This window comes from Modestobacter lapidis (assembly GCF_054780755.1).
The window spans coordinates 303,976-324,367 of record NZ_BAAGVS010000001.1 but is presented as its reverse complement, the minus strand read 5'-3'; the positions used below and the strand labels follow the sequence as shown (position 1 = coordinate 324,367).

The window sequence follows — 20,392 nt, the reverse complement described above, 5'->3', positions numbered from 1 at the left end:
GGTGAGCAGTCTCCGCGAGGCCCAGAAGCGCATGACCCGTGAGCTGCTGCTCAGGGAAGGACTCCGCTGCTTCGAGGCCAAGGGCTACGGGGCCACCACGATCGACGACATCGCCGCCGCGGCCGGCACCACCCGGACGACGTTCTACCTGCACTTCCCGTCGAAGGCGCAGCTGCTCCGGGAACTGATCGCCGTCGTCGACACCATCCTCACCACCGCGGACGACCCGCCCCTGGCCGCGGTGATCGCCTCGGGCGATCGCGCGCAGATCCGCACCTGGCTGTCCCGCAAGATCGACCAATGGCCGGAGATCCGCCCGTACGTGACGGCGGCGCACGAGGCCGCAGCGTCCGACGCGGAGATCCGGGAAGCCGTCGACGAGTGGTTCGAGAGCGCGATCGGTGACATCGAGAACGGGCTGGACCGCGCCGACCGCTTCGAGGGGTCGACCCGGCGCATCCGCGGGGTCCTCGCCTTCGGGCAGCTCGAGTTCTCCTCGGTGCGATGGATGCGGCGCGGCTGGGACGTCGGCCGCGACGAGGCACTGGACCTGATGACCGACGCCTGGTGCGCACTGCTCGCCGACTGACCACAGCGCGGCCACACCCTGCGGGCGTCCTGGACGCCCGCCCCACCGAGAGGAGCACGCCATGACCCGACCGCCGTTGCCCCCGTTCGACCACGAGACGGCGGTGCAGAAGGTGCGCCTCGCCGAGGACGCCTGGAACGCGCGCGATCCCGAGAAGGTCGCCGGTGCCTACACGATCGACTCGCGATGGCGGAACCGGGCGGAGTTCGTCACCGGGCGGGACGAGATCGTGGCCTTCCTGACCCGCAAGTGGCGGCGGGAGCTGGAGTACCGGCTGATCAAAGAAGTGTGGGCCTTCGAAGGCAACCGGATCGCCGTCCGGTTCGCCTATGAGTTCCACGACGACTCCGGGAGCTGGTTCCGCTCCTACGGCAACGAGAACTGGGAATTCGACGAGAACGGCCTGATGCGCCGGCGCCACGCCAGCATCAACGACCTGCCCATCACCGAGGCCGAGCGTCTCTACCACTGGCCACTGGGACGGCGCCCCGATGACCACCCAGGGCTGGGTGACCTCGGGCTGTGATCGAGTCGGGGCGGTGCGCCCGCGTCGTCTTCCGGGTCCGCCCGTAGAACCACGCCGGGAGATCGCCGCCCCGGGTCCCGGGCAGCCGGTCGGTGCAGGGAATCCGGGTGCGCTGAGCACCCATCCGGCGGTCCTGTCCGTGCTTGGATGGCGGCACCATCCCTCGGCTCCTACCGGAGAGCGATGACGCCGGCCAGCGCGGGCGATCGAGCAGGTCGTCGGGTAGCGCCTACCGACGGCTCGGCGGACGAGCCTCGGCACTGACCCTGCAGTGCATGCGCCCGCCAGGAGGTACCGCCCCATGAGCAAGGCGACCATCGTGACCGTGGACGACGACCCGATGGTGCTGCGGGCGATCACCCGCGACCTCCGGGCCCGGTACGGATCGGACTACCGGATCGTCCGCGCGTCGTCCGGCGCCGAAGCCCTCGCCGCGCTGGAAGAGCTGGCCCTGCGGCTGCGCCCGGTCGCGCTGATCGCGACCGACCAGCGGATGCCCGGGATGACCGGGACCGAGATGCTCGAGCAGGCCCGCCGCCACGCCCCGGAGGCCAAGCTCCTGCTGTTGACCGCCTACGCCGACACGGACGTCGCCATCAAGGCGATCAACGACATCGGGCTGGACTACTACCTGGTCAAGCCGTGGGACCCGCCGGCCGAGCGGCTCTACCCCGTCATCGACGATCTGCTCGCCGACTGGCAGCGGGCGCACCCGCGGGAGACCGATGACGTGCGGGTGGTCGGGCACCGCTGGTCGGACCGGAGCCACGAGATCAAGACCTTCCTCACCCGCAACTACGTTCCCTATCGGTGGGTCGACGTCGACCGCGACACCGAGGGGCATCGGCTGCAGGCACTGGCCGAGGCGGAGGTCGACGAGCTCCCGCTGGTCTTCGTCCCCGACAAGGAGGTGCTGCGGTCGCCGTCGACCCTCGATCTCGCCGCTGCGCTCGGCCTGCGCACCCGTGCCCTCCAGCCCCTCTACGACCTCTGCATCGTCGGCGCCGGCCCGGCCGGACTGGCCGCCGCCGTCTATGCCGCCTCGGAGGGGTTGCGCACCGTGGTGGTGGAGCGCGAGGCGCCCGGAGGACAGGCGGCGCAGAGCGCCTCTATCGAGAACTACCTCGGATTCCCCAGGGGGCTGTCCGGCGCCGATCTCACCCAGCGTGCCGTCGCGCAGGCGGGCCGCTTCGGCGCCGAGATGCTGCTGGCTCGCGACGTGGTGTCGCTGCAGCGACGCGGCCCGGTCCGGGCGGTCTGCTTCGACACCGGCGAGCTGGAGGCGCGCGCGATCGTCGTGTCCACCGGGGTCTCCTACCGTCGCCTGGAGGCGTCGGGACTGGCCGAGCTCACCGGACGCGGCGTCTACTACGGCGCGAACGCCAGCGACGCGGTCCAGTGCAAGGGCGACGACGTGCTCATCGTCGGCGCGGCCAACTCGGCCGGTCAGGCCGCCCTGAACCTCGCGCAGTACGCCGGGCGCGTTGTCCTGGTGGTGCGCGGGTCATCGCTCGAGGAAGGCATGTCCCTCTACCTCGTAGCGCGGATCCAGGCCACCGCCAACATCGAGGTACGGCTGCGCAGCGAGGTGACCGACGCACGCGGCGACGGCCACCTGGAGGCCGTCACGCTCACCGACCGCGACTCCGGCGCGGGCGAGCACGTCGCCGTCAACTGGCTGTTCGTCTTCATCGGCGCGTCACCACGCACCGACTGGCTGGGCGGTGAGGTGGCCCGGGACGCCAAAGGGTTCATCCTCACCGGGCAGGACCTGCTGGGCCTGTCCCCCACTGCATGGGCCGAGGCACGGCCGCCGTTCACGCTGGAGACCAGTGTCCCCGGGGTCTTCGCTGCCGGAGACGTCCGGCTGGACTCGATGAAACGGGTGGCCTCGGCCGTAGGAGAGGGAGCCATGTCGGTCTACCTCGTCCACCGCTACCTGGCGATGACGTGATGGAACTCCACGACCTGCGCCGGATCGGGCTCTTCGACGGCACCGGCGACGACCAACTGCTGGCCCTGATCGAAGCCGGCACCGAGGTGCCCTTCGAGTGCGGTGACGTCCTGTTCCAGGAGAACCATCGCGCCGGGTTCTGGTGGGTTCTCCTCGACGGGCGCATCGACCTCCTGCGGCATGTGGGACGCGACGAGACGCAGCTCGGGGTCATGGACGTGCCGGGACGGTGGGCCGGCGGGTTCCGCGCGTGGGACGAGCACGGGGCCTACCTCGCGACCGGTCGGGCCGCGACGGCCGGCCGCATCCTCCGGGTGGCCGCCGAGGACCTGCGACGGCTGTGGGCGGCCCGGTTCCCGCTCGGCCTCTACCTCATCGAGGGCGTCTCACGGTCCGCTCGCAACTACGAGTCGATGGCCCGACAGCGGGAGGCGCTCGCCGCCCTCGGCACCCTGGCGGCCGGGCTGGCCCACGAGCTCAACAACCCCGCCGCCGCGGCGACGCGGGCGGTCGACGCCCTCGGCGACGCGCACGAGGGGATGCTGTCCTCACTCCAGCGCCTCGCCGCGGTGCCGATCAGCGCCGACCAGTTCAGCCGGATCGACACCTTGCGCCGTGAGCTGGGACCCCGGGCCCCGATCATGGATTCCATGGGTCTCGCGGATCGGGAGGATGCCCTGTCGGACTGGCTGTCCGACAAGGCCGTGGCGCGGGACTGGGTGCTCGCTCCGGTCCTGGCCGGGGCGGGAGCCGATGTCGACTGGTGCGAGCGGGTCGCCGCGGCGATGGGTGCTGCTCCGCTCGAGGCGGCTCTCGACTGGGTCGCGAACACGCTGTCGGCGACCGGCCTGCTGGACGAGGTCAAGGAATCCACCCGGCGCATCTCCGACCTGGTCGCGGCGGTGAAGTCCTACTCACAACTCGACCGGGCCTCCATGCAGACCACCGACCTGGCGGAAGGTCTCGAGAGCACCCTGGTCATGCTGGCGCACCGGATCCCGAAGGGCGTCACCGTGGTGCGGGACCACGGCGCCGACGTGCCCCGCATCCAGGCCCTCGCCGCGGAGCTCAACCAGGTCTGGACCAACCTCATCACCAACGCACTCGACGCGATGGACGGCCGCGGGACGCTGCGCGTGTCGACACGCCTCGGCAGGGGCTCGGTGATCGTGGAGATCGCCGACACCGGGCCGGGGATGTCCCCGGAGACCAGGGAACACGCCTTCGACCCCTTCTACACGACCAAGGGCGTGGGCGAGGGCACCGGCCTGGGTCTGGACATCTCCCGGCGCATCGTCGACCGGCACCGCGGCGACATCAGCATCGAAACCGGATCGGGCGAGACGGTGCTCCGGGTGCGGCTTCCCGCCGCGGCCACCGACACGGCCGGGCGAACCGACGTCACGGCGGGGTGAGCAGTACCGGTCGGCGCATCGCCTGCACCGTGCTCGTCGCCGCGGTGCAGCGCGGAACCGGCCGCCCCGCGTGAGCGGTGCGGCCGGTTCCGCGTACGTGCCCCGCAGCCGCCCTTCGACGCCCTGGAGCTCGCGCATCACGTCGGTGCCCGGCGTCCACGGCCCCGGGCCGCTGGCCCGGGTGCTGCCGCAGGTGATGGGCAGCGTGCTGGAGCTGGTGCGTGGCGGCGCCGCCGGCAGCGAGGTGACCTGGCGGGGGTACGTCAGCGGCGACACCCTGTTCCGCCCGGTGCTCGGCGAGGTGCTGGAGCCCTGCGGCCCGCTCGACGTGCTCGTTCCGCACCTGGGCGGCACCAGGATCGCCGGCATCACCGTGACCATGGACGCCCGGCAGGGCGCCGACCTGGTGGAGCTGCTCAAGCCGCCGGTCACCGTGCCGGTGCACTACGACGACTACGGGCTGTTCAAGAGCCCGCTCGGCGACTTCGTGGCCGAGGTGGCCGACCGGCAGGCGCCCGGTGAGATCCGCGTCGTCGGCCGCGGGGAGACCGTCTCGCTGCGGGCCTGACGTCCCGCCGGGCTGGCACTGTGCGCTGGGGCCCCACTCCGCCGGCAGAACGGTCCACTGGCGCACAGTGCCGGCGGGCGGCCGCCCACCGCGGCGGACCAGGTCCAGCCACCGCCGATGGGCCGCGGCGATCTCCGCCCGGCAGCCAGCCGGTTCGCGGGTGAGCCGAGCGTAGCTACTGGAGCGCGGCGATCCACCCCTCGGTCCGCCATTCCAGGGCGGCGACATCCCGTGCCGCCAGCCTCAAGCCCATGACCTCGTCGAGGTACGCCGTGGCCTCACCGGGCGTGAAACGCAGACCGGCGGCGCGGATTTCGACGAGCTCGCCGCGTCCCCGCAGCCGCGCCAGCGGCAACGCCGGATCGGCGCGGCTGGCGAGCACGAGTCGAATCTGCCGCGGTAGGTGGTCCAGCAGGAACGTCATCCCATCCTGCACGTCGCGCGACTCGACGACGTGGAAGTCGTCGAGCACCAGGACGACGTCGCTCGGGACGGCGTGAAGGTCGTTGAGCAGAGTCGCGAGACCCGCGCCTCCATCGATGACCGGGACGACTGCAGGAGCGGAAGCGCACCTGCCCCGACCTCGGGCGTCGCCGTCTGCAGCGCTGCAACCAGGTACGTCCAGAACGACGCCGGGTCGTTGTCACGCTGGTCGAGCGAGAGCCACGCCACCGACCGTCCCGCGACCGGATCGGCAGCCAGTCACTGCGCCAGCAGCGTCGTCTTCCCGAACCCGGCCGGAGCCGACAGCAGCGTCAGCGCCGACTCGTTCGCGCCGGTCAGGAGCTCGCTCAGCCTCGGGCGCGCCACCAGACCATGTCGCAACCTCGGGACGTAAGGCTTGGTCTCGAGCAGCGGGCCTGCCAAGACCACCTCCCCTGAGCGGCCGGCATTCACCTGCCGTCGACAGCTGCTCGATGGCGGGAACGCATCGGTGGGCTCCGGAGCGGATCGTGTCAGCGGGAGCTGGTCGTGTCGATGGGTCAGGGGTTGGAACCGTGGCACGCCGATCGCCCCGGCCACGTGACCCGGCCGGGGCGATCCGATCGATGGGACCGATCGGGCGATCAGTTCGTGTCCCGCCGGTACAGCAGCACGGTCCCGAGCACCAGCGCGACCGCGGCGTACCCGCCGAAGACCAGCGCGTTCGCGGCCGGGGTGAGCGCGACGGCGAGCGTCCTGGGCGTCTCGAAGTCGGAGCTGTAGGCCAGCAGGTGGTTGCCGGCGATGAAGGGCAGGAAGCGGGCGGCCTCCTCGGCGAGGAAGAGCTTGAACAGGTGCTCGACGACGAACCCCCAGACCAGGACCCCCGCGATGGCCGCCGTGCTGGTGCGGACCACCATGGCGATCCCCAACCCCAGCACCGCCGACAGCGTGGTGAAGAGCAGGGCCCACGCCACCGAGGCGGACAGCGACGACGTGTCACCCGCACCCAGGCCGGCGAGCACCGCACCGCCGAAGCCGGCGGCGAGCCCGGCGGCCCCGATGACCATGCCCAGGGCGGCGGCGGTCAGCGCCTTGGACAGTGCGAGCACCCAGCGCGCCGGCTGCGCGGCGAGCGCGCCGGCCAGGGTGCCGTGCTGGACCTCGGAGCCGAACAGCAGGATCCCGCTGATCGCGGCGAGCATCGACGTCACGCTGGTCCAGAAGAAGCCGACCTGGGCGACGTACTGCACCTGGTCGGTCACCAGGACTCCGACCGCCCACGAGACGAGCAGGCCGCCGGCGATGGTCAGGAGGAGCAGCGCTCGATGCACGCGAACGGTCGACACCTTGATCCAGTCGCTGGTCAGGGCGGCACCGACGGCCCGGATGTCATCGCCGGGCGAGCGCCTGCCGGGTCGGGGGGTGGAGGGCAGCGGGTCTGCCCGACGCTGGGACGCGGTCGCAGGTATGGCGGTCATGGCTGGTGTCCTTCGAAGAAGTCGAACATGGAGGGACCGGACGAGTGGGATCGGACGAGCTGGATCGGACGAGCTGGATCGGACGAGCTGGATCAGGAGCTGGCGAACTCGGCGGATGCCCTGGTCAAGTCGAGCAGGCTGTCCTCGAGGGAGCGGGACGTCTCGCTGAGCCCGAAGACCTGGATACGGCTGTCGAACGCGATCTGCGAGACGGCCGCCCTGGTGGTTCCCCGAACCACCAGCCGGTCGGCCGCCACCTCGACGACGAGGCCGTGTGCGGCCAGGCGGGAGGCGAGCTCGGCGGGTTGCGGGGTCTCGATGAGCACGGCCACGTCGTCGCGGGCGGTGATCGCCTGGACCGATTCGGCCGCGAGCAGCCTGCCGCCCCCGACCACGACCAGGTCGTCGGCGAACATGCTGAGCTCGCCGATGAGGTGGCTGGAGACGAAGACCGTGCCGCCGCGGCGGGCGAAATCGCGGAGGTGGTTCCGCAGCCAGCGGATGCCATCGGGGTCCAGACCGTTGGACGGCTCGTCGAGCAGCAGGACCTGCGGGTCTCCCAGCAGGGCGCCGGCCAGCGCCAGCCGCTGGCGCATGCCGAGGGAGAAGCTGCCCGCCCGCTGGTCCGCTGCCGTCTCGAGACCCACCTCGGCCAGAACCTCGTCGGCCCGGGCCGCGGGGATGCCGCTGAGCGCGGCGGTGGCCCGGAGATGGTTCCGGGCCGAGCGACCCGGGTGCATGGACCGGGCGTCGAGCACCGAGCCGACGGTCCGGACGGGGATCTTGAGGTCGGCGTAGCGGACGCCCGCGTAGCGGACGTCACCGCGGCCGGGTCGGGTGAGCCCGACCATCATCCGCATCGTCGTGGACTTCCCGGCACCGTTCGGGCCGACGAATCCCGTCACGCGGCCGGCGGCGACGTCGAAGGTCATGTCGTCGACGGCGAGCCGCCTGCCGTACTGCTTCGTGAGACCTGAAACCGTGATCATGAGTGACGCTCCTACCGGTCATCGCTGGTGTGGATGCCGTTGAGGTTGCTCGCGACGGAGGGGTGGTCACCTCCGTGGAACCACGGGGATCTCGGCGAAGTGCGGCGCTCGTGAGCGGTGCTGGATCCGGCGGGAGCGAGGACCGGCTGTCCCGCGCTCGCGCGGAGTACGGTCCGCGACGTGCTCTACGGGCGTGCAGCAGAGCGCGCCCGGATCGACCTGCTCGTCGCCGGGGCCGCCGACGCCCGTGGTGGGGCCCTCGTCGTGCGCGGTGAGCCCGGCGTGGGCAAGACCGCGTTGTTGACCGACGCGATCGACCGTGCCACCGCCGTCGCCGTCCTGTGGACCGCGGGTGTCGAGTCGGAGTCGCCACTCCCCTTCGCGGCGCTGCACCGACTGCTGCGGCCCGTCCTCGGCCACCTGGGAGGCATCCCGCCCGTGCAGGCCCGGGCGCTGCACGGCGCGCTGGGTGAGGATGCGAACCGCGGCGATGGGCCGACCGACGACCGGTTCCTCGTGTTCGCAGCGACCCTGTCGCTCCTGGCCGAGACCGCGGAGAAGCAGCCGCTCGTCTGCGTCGTCGACGACGCCCACTGGCTGGACGCAGCGTCTGCCGAGGCATTGCTCTTCGTCGCCCGCCGGCTGCACGCCGACCGCCTCGCGTTGCTCTTCGCCGTCCGCGAGGGAGAGACGCGCCACTTCGACGCGTCCGGCCTGCCCGAACTCGTCGTGCCCGGCCTGGACGCCGACGCGGCCTCGGCCCTGCTCGCCGAGCACGCCGGGGGCCCGATGGCCGCCGGAGTGCGCGACGAGCTGAGGATCCGCACCGGCGGGAACCCGCTCGCACTCGTCGAACTCCCCACCATGCTGTCCGAGGGACAGCTCGCTGGTCGATTGCGACTGCCGTCGCAGCTACCGCTGACCGAGGGGGTCGAACGCGCGTTCCTCGACCGGTCGCGCCGGCTGCCCGCCGACGCCCAGACGTTGCTGCTGGCTGTCGCCGCCGACGACTCCGGGCGGCTGTCGATCATCCAGCAGGCCGCCGCCCGACTCGGGGCCGGTGACCCGGCGCTCGACGCCGCGGAGCGCTCGGGGCTGCTCCTCATCCACGACGACGACGTACGGCTGCGCCACCCCCTCGTGCGGTCAGCCGTCTACAGCGCCGCCACCGCGCCGCAGCAGCAGCGCACGCACCGGGCCCTGGCCGCGGTGCTCACCGCGGCGGGTGACCCGGATCGAGGAACCTGGCATGCCGCGCGCGCGACCACGACCCTCGACGACGACGTGGCCGATGACCTGGATGCAGTCGCCGGGCGCGCCACCCGCCGCGGTGGCCACGAGGCTGCCAGCACGGCATCCGAGCGGGCTGCGGAACTCAGCAGCTCCGCCGGTGACCGGGCGCAGCGTCTGTTCACGTCCGCCAGCAGTGCCTGGCTGGCCGGCGACGGTGCCCGTGCGCGGACCCTGGCCGACAGGGTCCGCCACACCACGGACGACCCCCTGCTCCGCGCCGACGTGGACTGGCTCCGGGGCAGGATCGAGTGGCACATCGGTTCACCGCAGACAGGACGGCGGATCGTCCTGCGTGCCGCGCGGGACGTCGCCCCCCTCGACGGGGGCCGCGCCCTGGAGATGGCGATGCTGGCCACCGCCCTGGCCACCTGGAGCTGGGACCTCCCCGCCGACGAGGACGTCGACTTCTCCTGGGCCGCCGAGGAGCGCTCACCTGCGCGACTGCGCTGCTTCGCGGCCATCCTGCGGGGCCACCGCCACTTCCTCCGCCGCGAGATGGCCGAAGCCGCGGCGGCCTGGCACGAGGCGTTCGGCATCGGAGGAACGCTTCCCCCCGACGCCGACCTGCTGGGGAACCTGGGCGTGGCCGCCCTGCACCTCGCCGACCTCGAGGCGGTCCGGTGGACCTACGGGGGACTCCTCGCGCTGGCGCGGGACGGCGGCTCCCTGACCAACGCCGTATGGGCGCTGTCCCGGCTCCCGTCCGCCCAGGTCGCCGCCGGAGACTGGAGCGCGGCCACGGCATCCGCGAACGAGGCCCTCGTCCTCGCCCGGGGCATCGGGCAGGCGCCGCTGACTGCGATGCCGTTGGCCTGGCTGGGGCTGCTGGCCGCGTTCCGCGGCGAGTCCGCCTGGCCCAAGGAACTGGACGAACTGGAGGCGATGCGCGCTGATCGCCCCATGGGCATCGTCGGCGCGGCGGCGGTGGACATGACCGACTGGGCCAAGGGCGTCCTGGCCGCGAACGACTCCGACGTCGACGCGGCACTGCACCACCTCGAACGGATCCGTCATCCGACGATCTGCCGGTCCGCTGCACTCGACCGGCTGGAGGCCGCCCAGCGCGCCGGCCGGACCGACCTGGTCCAGCAGTGGGTCGAGGAGTTGACGGCGTTCGCCGCCCAGGTCGGGGCGGCCTCCCCTGCGGCGATCGCGGAGCACGGACGTGCCCTTCTCGCCCACGGCGACGTCGCCGAGCGACACTTCCAGGACGCCCTCCGGCTGCATGCCGCGGCCGGACGCCCGTTCGGGCGGGCCCGTACGGAGCTGGCCTACGGCGAGTTCCTGCGCCGCGGCCGCCGTCGCATCGACGCCCGCTCCCACCTCCGTGCCGCCCTGCAGGTGTTCACCGAACTCCGGGCCGAGCCGTGGGCCGAACGCGCCCGGCAGGAGCTCCGCGCGTCCGGAGAGACGGCCCGCAAGCGCAACGTCAGCACGATCGGGAATCTCACCCCGCAGGAACGCCAGACGGTGCTGCTCGTTCGCTCCGGGCTCGGCAACCGTGACATCGCCGCCCGGCTGTTCCTGAGCCCCCGGACCGTGGAGTACCACCTGAGCAACGCCTACCAGAAGCTCGGCATCCGATCCCGAGGGCAGCTCGCACAACTCCCACTCAGCTGACGGTGCTCCGCGCGGGCGCGGGAGGATGCGCGCATGTGCACGGTGGTGATGCGTCGGTCCGCCGACCGGCCGGTGGAGGTCCTCGCCGTGCGCGACGAGTTGATCAGCCGCGATTTCGATGTCCCCGGCCGGTGGTGGCCGCAGTTCCCCGACGTCGTCGGCGGGCGTGACCACGTCGCCGGGGGCACGTGGTGCGCGACCCGGGTCGGCACCGGGGTGACCTCTCTCGTGCTCAACCGGTACCACGAGCGGCCGGCCGCTCCGGGGGCTCCGAGCCGGGGAGCACTGCCGCTGCTCGGGGCCGTACACGGGGCCGACTGGGTCTCCCACGCCCGGCTCACCGGGATGGCGGGCTTCGTGCTCGTGCTGGCGACCCCGGACCGACTGACCACCTGGGTCTTCGACGGCGACCGGCTCACCGAGACGGAACACCCCGAGGGCACCCATGTGCTGACCTCCGGCGGACCCGAGGATCGCAAGGCCGACCGGTGGCAGGAGACCTTCGCAGCGGCGGCCTTCCCGCATGGCTGGCGCAGCCTGGTGCAGGGCCGGCCACCTGCCGAGGACCCCTCGGCCCTGGTCGTTCGGCACGAGCGGGACGGCCAGGTGTACGGCACGGTGTTCGCCGAGATCATCGACGCCCGGCCCGGACGGTTGCGCCTGGAGTACAGCCGCCGGCCGTGGGCCGGCGTCCCCTGGGACGCCGCCGCCTTCGGGCAGGCGGCGGATCCGGGTCAGTGACCGGTCGGGGCGCTGGCGCGCGCGGGCGGCAGAGCTGACAACGCGTCCGTCAACAACGCGACGAGCGCCTCGTGCTGCACGTCGGCCGAGGACGGCACCTCCTCCTCCGAGCCATCCAGCGCCCTGGCGGCGAGCCCCGCCTTGCTGTCGATCAGCTCGGCGATCCTGGCGTCGATGGTCTGCGCGGCGATGATGCGCCACGCGGTGACGGGTTCGGTCTGACCGATCCGGTGGCTGCGGTCGATGGCCTGGGTCTGCTCGGCGTCGGTCCAGGACAGCTCGGCGAGCACGATGTTCGAGGCCACCTGCAGGTTGATCCCCACGCCGGCCGCGGTCAGCGAGCAGACCGCGATGGCGACGTCGGGATCGTGCACGAATGCGTCGATGTGCTTCTGCCGCGACGCGGGGGTCTGGTCGCCACGGATCGACGAGAAACGGATCCCGTCCCTGGCGAAGGTCTGCTCGGCGACGTCCATCACGTCGACGTGCTTGGCGAAGAAGACCACCTTCCCCGCGCTCCGGGCGAGCTGTGCCGCGTAGTCGGCGGCGAGGGCGGCCTTCGCCTGACCGATGCGCCGCATCATGCCGAACACGTTCTCGCCGGTCGTCGTGGTCGCGTCCTTCTGCTCCCACCTGGCCACCCTGCGCACGAGGTCGTGGTCGATGCCCTCGACGTCGTCGGCGGACGCTCGGGCCGCGAGCGCGCTCTCGTACCGCGACACCAGCCGGCGGGCGAGGTTCCGCTCGGCCGCCCGGATCGACCGGCCGGCCTTCTCGTCGAGCTCGACGGGCAGGTCGGCGATGCGGCGGGCCGGGATGTCGGCGGCCACGTCGACCTTGCGCCGACGGACGATGCCGAGGTCCACCACGCTGTTGCGGGCAGCGGGGTAGAAGCCGGGGTCGGCGGGCGTCAGGCCGGTCTCCTCGAGCGAATCCATCAGCTCCGCGAGCGGCTTCGTGTCGTCGATCCAGCCGAGGAACTGCCAGATGGCCCGGAAGTCCTCGATGTCGTTGATCAGCGGGGTGCCGGTGAGTGCCATCAGCAGCGGACGCGCGATACGGGACCGGATGCGCTCGGAGAGCTCGAGCACGTGCTGGGACCGCTGAGAGGTCTTGTTCTTGATGAAGTGCGCCTCGTCGACGACCATGCCGCGGAAGCCGAAGTCGCCGATCCAACCCACATGGCGGTCGAGCACCTCGTAGTTGACCACGACGACGTCGGCAAAGCCGTCTATCGTGTGCCCGTCGCCGTGGATGACGGTGGCCGAGCGCTGAGGCGTCCAGCGGCCGGCCTCGCGAGCCCAGTTCGTCTTGACGACGTTCGGGACGACGACGAGCAGCGGGTAGGCGTTCGCCGCCTCCGCGGCGAGCAGCGCCTGAGCCGTCTTGCCCAGGCCCGGCTCGTCGGCGAGCAGAAAGGTCCGGTGGCCGGAGCCGGCGGCCGCGACCACCTGCGCCTGGTGCGGCATCAGCTCGAGACCACCCGGCGCGTGCAGCGAGGCCGGCGCGGGCAGGGCCATGCACGCCGGGGCCCCGCCGCCGGCGCGCTCGAAGGATCCGAGGAGCGGGCCGAGCAGCTCCCAACCGGCCAGTCGGCGCGGACGGACCGGCGCCGGCCTGGTGGACGTGAAGTCGGGGGCGAGGAAGGGGTTGGCCAGCTGCCGCGAGACGACCGACTGCGGCACGACCCGACGCTCGCTGGCAGCGGAGGGCGCCGCGGGCGCCGCCGGCGGAGCTTCGTCGGGGGTCGGTTCGATGCCGACGGCCCGCAGCATCTCCCGCTTGCGCGAATGGGCCGTATCGGAGACGACGGCGTCCTCGGTGAGGAGCGCGAGGAGCGCGGGATCGCGTACGGCGGTCTTCGCGAGGATGGTGGCGATCCCGTCGAGACGCTTGAGCTGCTCGGCCCGGTGGGTGGCGTTGCTGGCGTCGTCGGCCCGGACCCGCGCGTGCTCCTCGCGCACCAGCAGTGCGACAGCCTGGAACTTCGTACGCACTGCGGGTGACACGCGGCCGCTCTGGGCAGCCGCCTCGACCTCGCGGACAGCGCGCGCGAGCTCCGCGATGATGTCGCCGCGGTCACCCACGCGCCGCTGCGTCCGCGGGGCGGTACGGCGAGTGCCCGCCCGGCCCTGGCCTCGTCGAGCCACAGACTCCTCCTTTGACATGCCCGGCCCGGTTGCCGCGGCGGAATGCCGCACCCGGTCCAGCGATCGGGGCTAGCCGATCTCGCGAGAGAGGGCCTGGGCGGTTGCTCCGAGACGCGACTCGGTCCCACGGATCTGCGAGAGATCGACGCCTCGGGCTGACTGACAGCCCGCCCATGGTGGGACCAGCAGCCACCAGTCGATGGCCGGGCACCGACCGCACAGGGGAAAGTCGTCACCAGAGGGGCGAAGGCTCGCCTGGGGCCGGCGCTGGAGCAATGTTAGCGCCTGCCGGCCCGGCACGAGCTGCGGGGCGACCCGCGGCCGGGCCGATCGGTTCTCCGGGCCCTCCCGACCTGCACGACGCCGCCGCCGAAGGCGCGGCGCTCGCCGCCCTCGCACGCCCGGCCCTGCGATCGGGGCGACACGCTGGTTGACTCGGTGCATGGTCGCACCCCTGCCGGAGCCGGATCCGGAGATCGATCCGAACGCGCCGATGCCGGACGATCCGGCCGAGCTGCTCCCCGACGCACCGGAGCCGCTCCCGCCCGCGCCGATCGAATCGACGCCGGACGATCCCGGCGGCGACGGTGGCGGCGTGCCCGAACCCGCCTGATCCGCGCACCGGGCGAGCGGCGTCGCTCCCCCGTGCCGCGTGATCACGCAGGCGGAGCGCCGGCCAGGTGCTCGACGAGGTCGACGGCCATCTCCTCGCACCAGCCGCGGACGGCATCCCAGTCGCGGAAGTCGCCGGTCGGTGCGCGCATCGCGGTCACCATCGCGCGCTCACCGAAGGTGAGGGAGTCTTTCTCCAGGCATCCGGGGAACACCCGATGGCCGCGCGCGCCCACGAGGCGGGCTATCGGTTCCGCGTCGTAGGGCTCGTCCGGCGGGAACGGCGGCTCGCCGATGGGGCCACTGGAGAACAACCAGACCGGCCGGGACCGCAACGTCGGGGCGAAGGTGGCGGCATAGTGCCTGGCCCCTTCCAGCCAGCGGCCCACGTAGACCGCACTGCCGAGAACGACGGCATCGAACCGGGCAGGGTCGGGCTGCTGGTCGACCGCCAGGAAGCCGGCCGCCAGACCGGCATCGCGGCCGGCCGCGGTGTCGGGCAGCCAGCGGGCCACCGCAGCGGCGATCTCCCTGGTGGAGCCGTGCCTGCTGGCCGCGGTCACGAGCACGCGGGGGCCAGGCACGCTCACCGGACGGCCCCGGCCCGGACGGCGATCTCCCGGATGTGCTCGGCGACGACCGGCAGGGTCGCCTCGATCACGGGGCGGGAACGGTCGGACAGCACGTGGACTCCTCGTGTCGCTGAGAGAGTGCGTCCGGCTCGACGAGGTCGTGACCGGGTCATGGACGACGGCTTTCACGGTAGTCGGACACGGCAATTGAGAACAGCTCGGCTTGTACTTACCAGGCAACCTGGTAGGAAGAAGAAGCGCATGACGGCGGTCTCATCAAGCAGGTCCGTCCAGCCTGATGCTCGTCCAGCCTGATGCTTTGGCCTTTCCGCGAATGGTCCGACAGCAGGGGGTACCCGTGCAGAAGTTCAGCCTCGAAGCCTTGGGCCGTCAGCTGCTACGAACAGCCGGCTCGACCGCAAGCGGCCGCGCCGCCGACACCGTCTACGGGGGTCATGAGAAGTCGCTGAGGCAGACGGTGGTGGCCCTGACGGCCGGCAAGACCCTGGCCGAGCACGAGAACCCCGGAGAAGCAACGCTGGTGGTGCTGAGCGGCCGGGTACGGCTCGTCGCAGCGGATGCCTCCTGGGAAGGGCGCGAGGGCGACCTCATCATCATTCCCGACGCCCGGCACAGCCTCGAGGCGCTCAGCGACGCCACCGTGCTGCTGACGGTCGCCAAGCACTGATGAGCGCGATGCCGGCCCGCACCACGACGCGTCCCGCCCGACCGGGCGTCGCGACCGGGCCCGTGGTCCCGCGACTGGCGCGGGTTCCGGAGCCCTGACCCCATGTCAGAGCCGGCCTGCCGTCGACCCACCCGCCCGGTCGGACTGCGGCGGTGGCGCGTGGGCGTCGGGCGGTCCGGTCAGTGGCGCCAGGTGGGCCACGCACAGGGACGGCTCGACGAACGGCAGCAGCCGTACGGCGGTCACCGGTGCGTTCATCTCGGCCAGCGCTCCCCGCATCAGCCCCAGGTGGATCGAGCACACGACCTCCCGGTGGGCGGTCGCGACCTCCCGGAAGGGGCAATGCGGCAGCAGGACCCGCCGCCGGTTCTCCGGCGGCGACTCGGGGGCGAAGCCGACCTCATCGAGGATGCGCAGCAGGCGAGCGACCGCCTCTTCCTCGGTGATCCGTTGGTACGGGGCCGGTCGCTCGGTGAGATGGCGACCCCACGCGCGTCCCATCTCGATCGCGGCCGCCGCCGGGTCGTCGGTCGTCCCGCTGACATAGCTCGCGAGGATCTCGGACAGCAACTGGTAGTTGCGCCGATCACCGGCCGGATCCGGCCGCGGCGCGGCGGTGAAGGCCAGCCGCGGACGTCCTGGCTCGCCGCGTTCGCCCACGTGCCGCTCCGCCAGCGCGTCGCCGACCAGGCGATCGAGATGGAACCGCACCGTATTGGGGTGCAGCCCCGCCTGCTCAGCCAGCTCCTGCACGCCGAGGCCTTCCGGCGCAGCGCGCAGCATTTCCAGAATGCGTTGTCGGCTGACCCCCGCCCGCGCGGCCTCCTGCGGGGGCAACTGCTCCGGCGACACGTCCATGGTTCGAGTTTCACAGATCTGGTCGGCCGGGCGCCGCCGCCCAGCACGGCATCAGGCCGGGGCGCCGCCGAGGCCGTCCCGATCGGCAGGCGGCAGACCACCCAGGTCGACCACGTCCTGCAGTGCACGCCAGCCAGGTGATCGAACCGTCGGGGCCCGCGCCCGGAAGAGGGAGAACTGTGGTCAGGGAACATGCGTCCAGCGCCGGACCGGTCGGCGGATCAGCGGGTTTCGACGGCAACCTGTCGGAGGCCCTCGTCGGAACGTCCCGCTTCTTCCGCAAGGGCGAGGTGAGCGCCGACCTGCGGTCGCTGCACCAGATCGGCGGGCGGGAGGCCGACAGCTTCTACCGGGACCGGTGGTCGCACGACAAGGTGGTCCGCTCCACCCACGGCGTGAACTGCACCGGGTCCTGCTCGTGGAAGGTCTACGTCAAGGACGGGATCATCACCTGGGAGGCGCAGCAGACCGACTACCCGACGACCGGCGCCGACCGGCCGGAGTACGAGCCCCGTGGCTGCCCGCGTGGCGCCGCCTTCTCCTGGTACACCTACTCCCCCACCCGGGTCCGCTACCCCTACATCCGGGGCTCGCTGCTGCAGATGTACCGCGAGGCCAGGCAGCGGCTGGATGACCCGGTGCTGGCCTGGGCCGACATCGTCGACGACCCGGAGAAGGCACGCACCTACAAGTCGCAGCGCGGCAAGGGCGGCCTCGTGCGGGCGTCCTGGGACGAGGCGACCGAGATGATCGCCGCCGCGCACGTGCACACCATCAAGAAGTACGGGCCCGACCGCGTCGCCGGCTTCTCGCCGATCCCGGCGATGTCGATGGTGTCGCACGCCGCCGGGTCCCGGTTCATGTCGCTCATCGGCGCGCCGATGCTGTCCTTCTACGACTGGTACGCCGACCTGCCGGTCGCCTCGCCGCAGGTGTTCGGCGACCAGACCGACGTGCCGGAGTCCGGCGACTGGTGGGATGCGGCCTACCTGATCCTCTGGGGCTCCAACGTCCCGGTGACCCGGACGCCCGATGCGCACTGGATGACCGAGGCCCGCTACCGCGGCCAGAAGGTCGTCGTCATGAGCCCGGACTACTCCGACGCGACCAAGTTCGCCGACGACTGGCTGGCGCCGCACCCGGGCACCGACGGCGCGCTGGCGATGGCGATGGGGCACGTCGTGCTCAAGGAGTTCTTCGTCGACCGGCAGGTGCCCCGGTTCACCGACTACGTCAAGCGCTACTCCGACCTGCCGTTCCTGCTCACCCTGACCCCGCGCGGGGACAGCTACGTGCCCGGCAAGTTCCTCACCGCGGCCGACCTCGGTGATCTGGAGGAGGGCGCGGAGTTCAAGACCGTGCTGGTCGACTCGGTCACCGACGAGCCGCACGTCCCCCACGGCTCGCTCGGCTTCCGCTTCGGTGAGGCCGGCAAGGGCAAGTGGAACCTCGACCTCGGCGAGGTCGACCCGCGGCTGAGCCTCTACGACGGCGCCGCGGAGTCGGTGACCGTGGACCTGGCCCGGTTCGACACCGCCCGCGGCGAAGGCGCTGCCATGCGCCGCGGCGTACCGGTGCGCCGGGTCGGCAAGCACCTGGTGACCACGGTGTACGACGTGCTGCTGGCCCAGTTCGGCGTCGGCCGCGCGGGGCTGCCCGGCGAGTGGCCGACCGGGATGGACGACCCCTCGCAGCCTTACACCCCGGCCTGGCAGCAGCAGTTCACCGGCGTGTCCGCGGCCGCCGCGGCGCGGATCGGCCGGGAGTTCGCGCAGAACGCCGACGAGTCCAAGGGCCGGTCCATGATCATCATGGGTGCGGGCACCAACCACTGGTTCCACTCCGACACGATCTACCGCGCGTTCCTCACCCTCACCACGCTCACCGGCTGCCAGGGCGTGAACGGGGGCGGCTGGGCGCACTACGTCGGCCAGGAGAAGGTACGTCCGCTCACCGGATACTCGACCGTCGCTGCCGCCCTCGACTGGGCGCGCCCGCCGCGGCAGATGATCCAGACCGCCTACTGGTACCTGCACACCGACCAGTGGCGCTACGACCAGACGACGCTGGACGGCTTCGCCTCACCGCTGGGTGCGGGCCGATTCGACGGCAAGACACCGGCCGACGTCCTCGCCGAGTCGGCGCGGATGGGCTGGATGCCGTCCTACCCCACGTTCAACCGCAACCCGCTCGACCTCGGTGACGAGGCGGCCGCCGCAGGGAAGGAGCCCGGCGAGCACGTCATCGCCGGCCTGCGAGACGGCAGCCTGCGGTTCGCTTCCGAGGACCCCGACGCGCCGGAGAACTTTCCCCGGGTGCTCACGATCTGGCGGGCGAACCTGCTCGGTTCGTCCGGCAAGGGCAACGAGTACTTCCTCAAGCACCTGCTCGGAGCCGATGACGCCGTCCGCGCCCAGGAGGCTCCGCCGGAGGCGCGCCCGAAGGACCTGGTCTGGCACGACGAGGCGCCCACCGGGAAGTTGGACCTGCTGCTGGCGCTGGACTTCCGCATGACCAGTACGACGATCTACTCCGACATCACGCTGCCGGCTGCCACGTGGTACGAGAAGCACGACCTCAACACCACGGACATGCACCCCTACGTCAACTCGTTCAACCCGGCCATCGCGCCGCCGTGGGAGACCCGCACCGACTTCGAGGCCTTCGGCACGATCGCCAGGGTGTTCAGCCGGCTGGCAGCCACGCACCTCGGCGTCCGCAAGGATCTGGTGGCGCTGCCGCTGCTGCACGACACGCCGGACGCCATGGCCAACCCGCGTGGGGTGGTGCGGGACTGGAAGGCCGGCGAGTGCGATCCGGTGCCCGGCAGGACGATGCCGAAGTTTGTCGTCCAGGAGCGGGACTACGCGGCCGTCGCGCAGAAGTGGTCGGCACTCGGGCCGCTGGTGGAGAAGCTCGGCCTGACGACCAAGGGTGTCACCACCATGCCGGACAAGGAGGTCGAGTACCTCAAGCACAAGAACGGCGTCATCCGGGACGGCGCCGCGGCCGGCCGGCCGGCGCTGGCGCGGGACCTGCACTGGTGCGAGGCGATCCTCGCGCTGTCCGGGACGACGAACGGGCGGCTGGCGACCCAGGGTTTCCACCGGTCGGAGGAGCGCACCGGGATGCAGATGGCCGACCTGGCCGCAGAGCACGAGGGCAAGCAGGTCACTTTCGCCGACACCCAGGCCGCGCCGACGCCGGTGATCACCTCACCGGAGTGGTCGGGCAGCGAACACGGCGGGCGGCGGTACTCGCCGTTCACCATCAACGTGGAGCGACTCAAGCCCTGGCACACCCTCACCGGGCGGCAGCACTTCTTCCTCGACCACGACTGGATGACCGAGGCGGGGGAGAACCTGCCGGTGTTCCGGCCGCCGCTGGACATGCACACGCTGTTCGGCGAACCGCAGGTCGGGGACCAGGGTGAGCTGGGCATCACCGTCCGGTACCTCACGCCGCACAACAAGTGGTCGATCCACTCGGAGTACCAGGACAACCTCTTCATGCTGTCGTTGTCCCGCGGCGGGCAGACGATCTGGATGAGCACCCAGGACGCCGCCAAGGTCGGGGTGCAGGACAACGACTGGATCGAGGCGGTCAACCGCAACGGCGTCGTCGTGGCCCGGGCGATCGTGTCCTCCCGCATGCCGGAAGGGACGGTCTACATGCACCACGCCCAGGACCGGCTCATCGACGTCCCGCTGACGGAGACCAACGGCAAGCGCGGCGGTATCCACAACTCCCTGACCCGGCTCTTCCTCAAGCCGACCCACCTCATCGGCGGCTACGCGCAGCTGTCGTTCGCCTTCAACTACCTGGGCCCCACCGGGAACCAGCGCGACGAAGTGACCGTCATCCGCCGCCGCAACCAGGAGGTTGAGTACTGATGCCCGCGACCACCGGTAGG

Annotated in this window: 16 protein-coding genes; 10 read left to right on the top strand and 6 right to left on the bottom strand. The window is 71.8% G+C overall.

Going from position 1 to position 20,392, the window contains the following annotated elements; genetic code table 11:
* The first annotated feature begins 1 nt into the window (after position 1).
* From ACYVG5_RS01445 to ACYVG5_RS01425, 5 genes are all read left to right on the top strand, one after another.
* The gene (locus tag ACYVG5_RS01445) at positions 2-589 is read left to right on the top strand and encodes a TetR/AcrR family transcriptional regulator (RefSeq protein ID WP_460682906.1); all 588 of its coding nucleotides are present in this window, start codon (positions 2-4) and stop codon (positions 587-589) included.
* 61 nt (positions 590-650) lie between these two features.
* The gene (locus ACYVG5_RS01440; protein ID WP_222047666.1) at positions 651-1,115 is read left to right on the top strand and encodes a nuclear transport factor 2 family protein; all 465 of its coding nucleotides are present in this window, start codon (positions 651-653) and stop codon (positions 1,113-1,115) included.
* Positions 1,116-1,416: 301 nt separating this feature from the next.
* The gene (locus tag ACYVG5_RS01435; protein ID WP_222047663.1) at positions 1,417-3,069 is read left to right on the top strand and encodes an FAD-dependent oxidoreductase; all 1,653 of its coding nucleotides are present in this window, start codon (positions 1,417-1,419) and stop codon (positions 3,067-3,069) included.
* A complete protein-coding gene (locus tag ACYVG5_RS01430; RefSeq protein ID WP_222047660.1) occupies positions 3,069-4,484 on the top strand; it encodes an ATP-binding protein in 1,416 nt (471 codons plus the stop codon). Before ACYVG5_RS01435 ends, ACYVG5_RS01430 begins: the two co-directional genes overlap by 1 nt.
* A gap of 145 nt (positions 4,485-4,629) precedes the next feature.
* Entirely contained in the window at positions 4,630-5,052 is a 423-nt protein-coding gene (locus tag ACYVG5_RS01425; protein WP_460682905.1) for an MBL fold metallo-hydrolase, read from the top strand.
* Positions 5,053-5,227: 175 nt separating this feature from the next.
* Here the strand turns inward: ACYVG5_RS01425 and ACYVG5_RS01420 are convergent, their stop codons facing one another.
* From ACYVG5_RS01420 to ACYVG5_RS01410, 3 genes are all read right to left on the bottom strand, one after another.
* The gene (locus tag ACYVG5_RS01420; RefSeq protein ID WP_222045323.1) at positions 5,228-5,524 is read right to left on the bottom strand and encodes a hypothetical protein; all 297 of its coding nucleotides are present in this window, start codon (positions 5,522-5,524) and stop codon (positions 5,228-5,230) included.
* 595 nt (positions 5,525-6,119) lie between these two features.
* Positions 6,120-6,956, bottom strand: a complete 837-nt coding sequence (locus ACYVG5_RS01415) for an ABC transporter permease subunit (protein ID WP_222045319.1) — start codon at positions 6,954-6,956, stop codon at positions 6,120-6,122.
* A 92-nt stretch (positions 6,957-7,048) separates the two neighbouring features.
* Entirely contained in the window at positions 7,049-7,945 is an 897-nt protein-coding gene (locus ACYVG5_RS01410) for an ATP-binding cassette domain-containing protein (RefSeq protein WP_222045317.1), read from the bottom strand.
* A 180-nt stretch (positions 7,946-8,125) separates the two neighbouring features.
* On the opposite strand from ACYVG5_RS01410, the gene ACYVG5_RS01405 reads away from it, so the two are divergent.
* On the top strand, positions 8,126-10,858 hold the full coding sequence (locus tag ACYVG5_RS01405; RefSeq protein WP_222045315.1) for a helix-turn-helix transcriptional regulator: 2,733 nt from the start codon (positions 8,126-8,128) through the stop codon (positions 10,856-10,858).
* A gap of 33 nt (positions 10,859-10,891) precedes the next feature.
* Positions 10,892-11,599, top strand: coding sequence for an NRDE family protein (locus tag ACYVG5_RS01400; protein ID WP_246629424.1), 708 nt, complete (start codon positions 10,892-10,894; stop codon positions 11,597-11,599).
* On the opposite strand, the gene ACYVG5_RS01395 is transcribed toward ACYVG5_RS01400, so the two are convergent.
* Complete coding sequence (locus tag ACYVG5_RS01395) at positions 11,593-13,686, bottom strand: DEAD/DEAH box helicase (protein WP_460682904.1); 2,094 nt, start codon at positions 13,684-13,686, stop codon at positions 11,593-11,595. The genes ACYVG5_RS01400 and ACYVG5_RS01395 overlap by 7 nt on opposite strands.
* 505 nt (positions 13,687-14,191) lie before the next feature.
* Here ACYVG5_RS01395 and ACYVG5_RS01390 point away from each other — a divergent pair.
* Positions 14,192-14,362 carry a hypothetical protein gene (locus tag ACYVG5_RS01390; RefSeq protein WP_222045310.1) on the top strand — a complete coding sequence of 57 codons (171 nt, stop codon included), beginning with the start codon at positions 14,192-14,194 and terminating at the stop codon, positions 14,360-14,362.
* A 43-nt stretch (positions 14,363-14,405) separates the two neighbouring features.
* On the opposite strand, the gene ACYVG5_RS01385 is transcribed toward ACYVG5_RS01390, so the two are convergent.
* Positions 14,406-14,945, bottom strand: coding sequence for a flavodoxin domain-containing protein (locus ACYVG5_RS01385; protein WP_460682903.1), 540 nt, complete (start codon positions 14,943-14,945; stop codon positions 14,406-14,408).
* Between the two features lie 346 nt (positions 14,946-15,291).
* Here ACYVG5_RS01385 and ACYVG5_RS01380 point away from each other — a divergent pair, with 346 nt between their 5' ends.
* Positions 15,292-15,621 carry a cupin domain-containing protein gene (locus ACYVG5_RS01380; protein ID WP_222045306.1) on the top strand — a complete coding sequence of 110 codons (330 nt, stop codon included), beginning with the start codon at positions 15,292-15,294 and terminating at the stop codon, positions 15,619-15,621.
* A gap of 105 nt (positions 15,622-15,726) precedes the next feature.
* Here ACYVG5_RS01380 and ACYVG5_RS01375 read toward each other — a convergent pair whose 3' ends face one another.
* A complete protein-coding gene (locus ACYVG5_RS01375; protein ID WP_222045304.1) occupies positions 15,727-16,479 on the bottom strand; it encodes a helix-turn-helix transcriptional regulator in 753 nt (250 codons plus the stop codon).
* Positions 16,480-16,658: 179 nt separating this feature from the next.
* Here ACYVG5_RS01375 and ACYVG5_RS01370 point away from each other — a divergent pair, with 179 nt between their 5' ends.
* Entirely contained in the window at positions 16,659-20,372 is a 3,714-nt protein-coding gene (locus tag ACYVG5_RS01370; protein ID WP_222045302.1) for a nitrate reductase subunit alpha, read from the top strand.
* Positions 20,373-20,392: the final 20 nt, after the last annotated feature.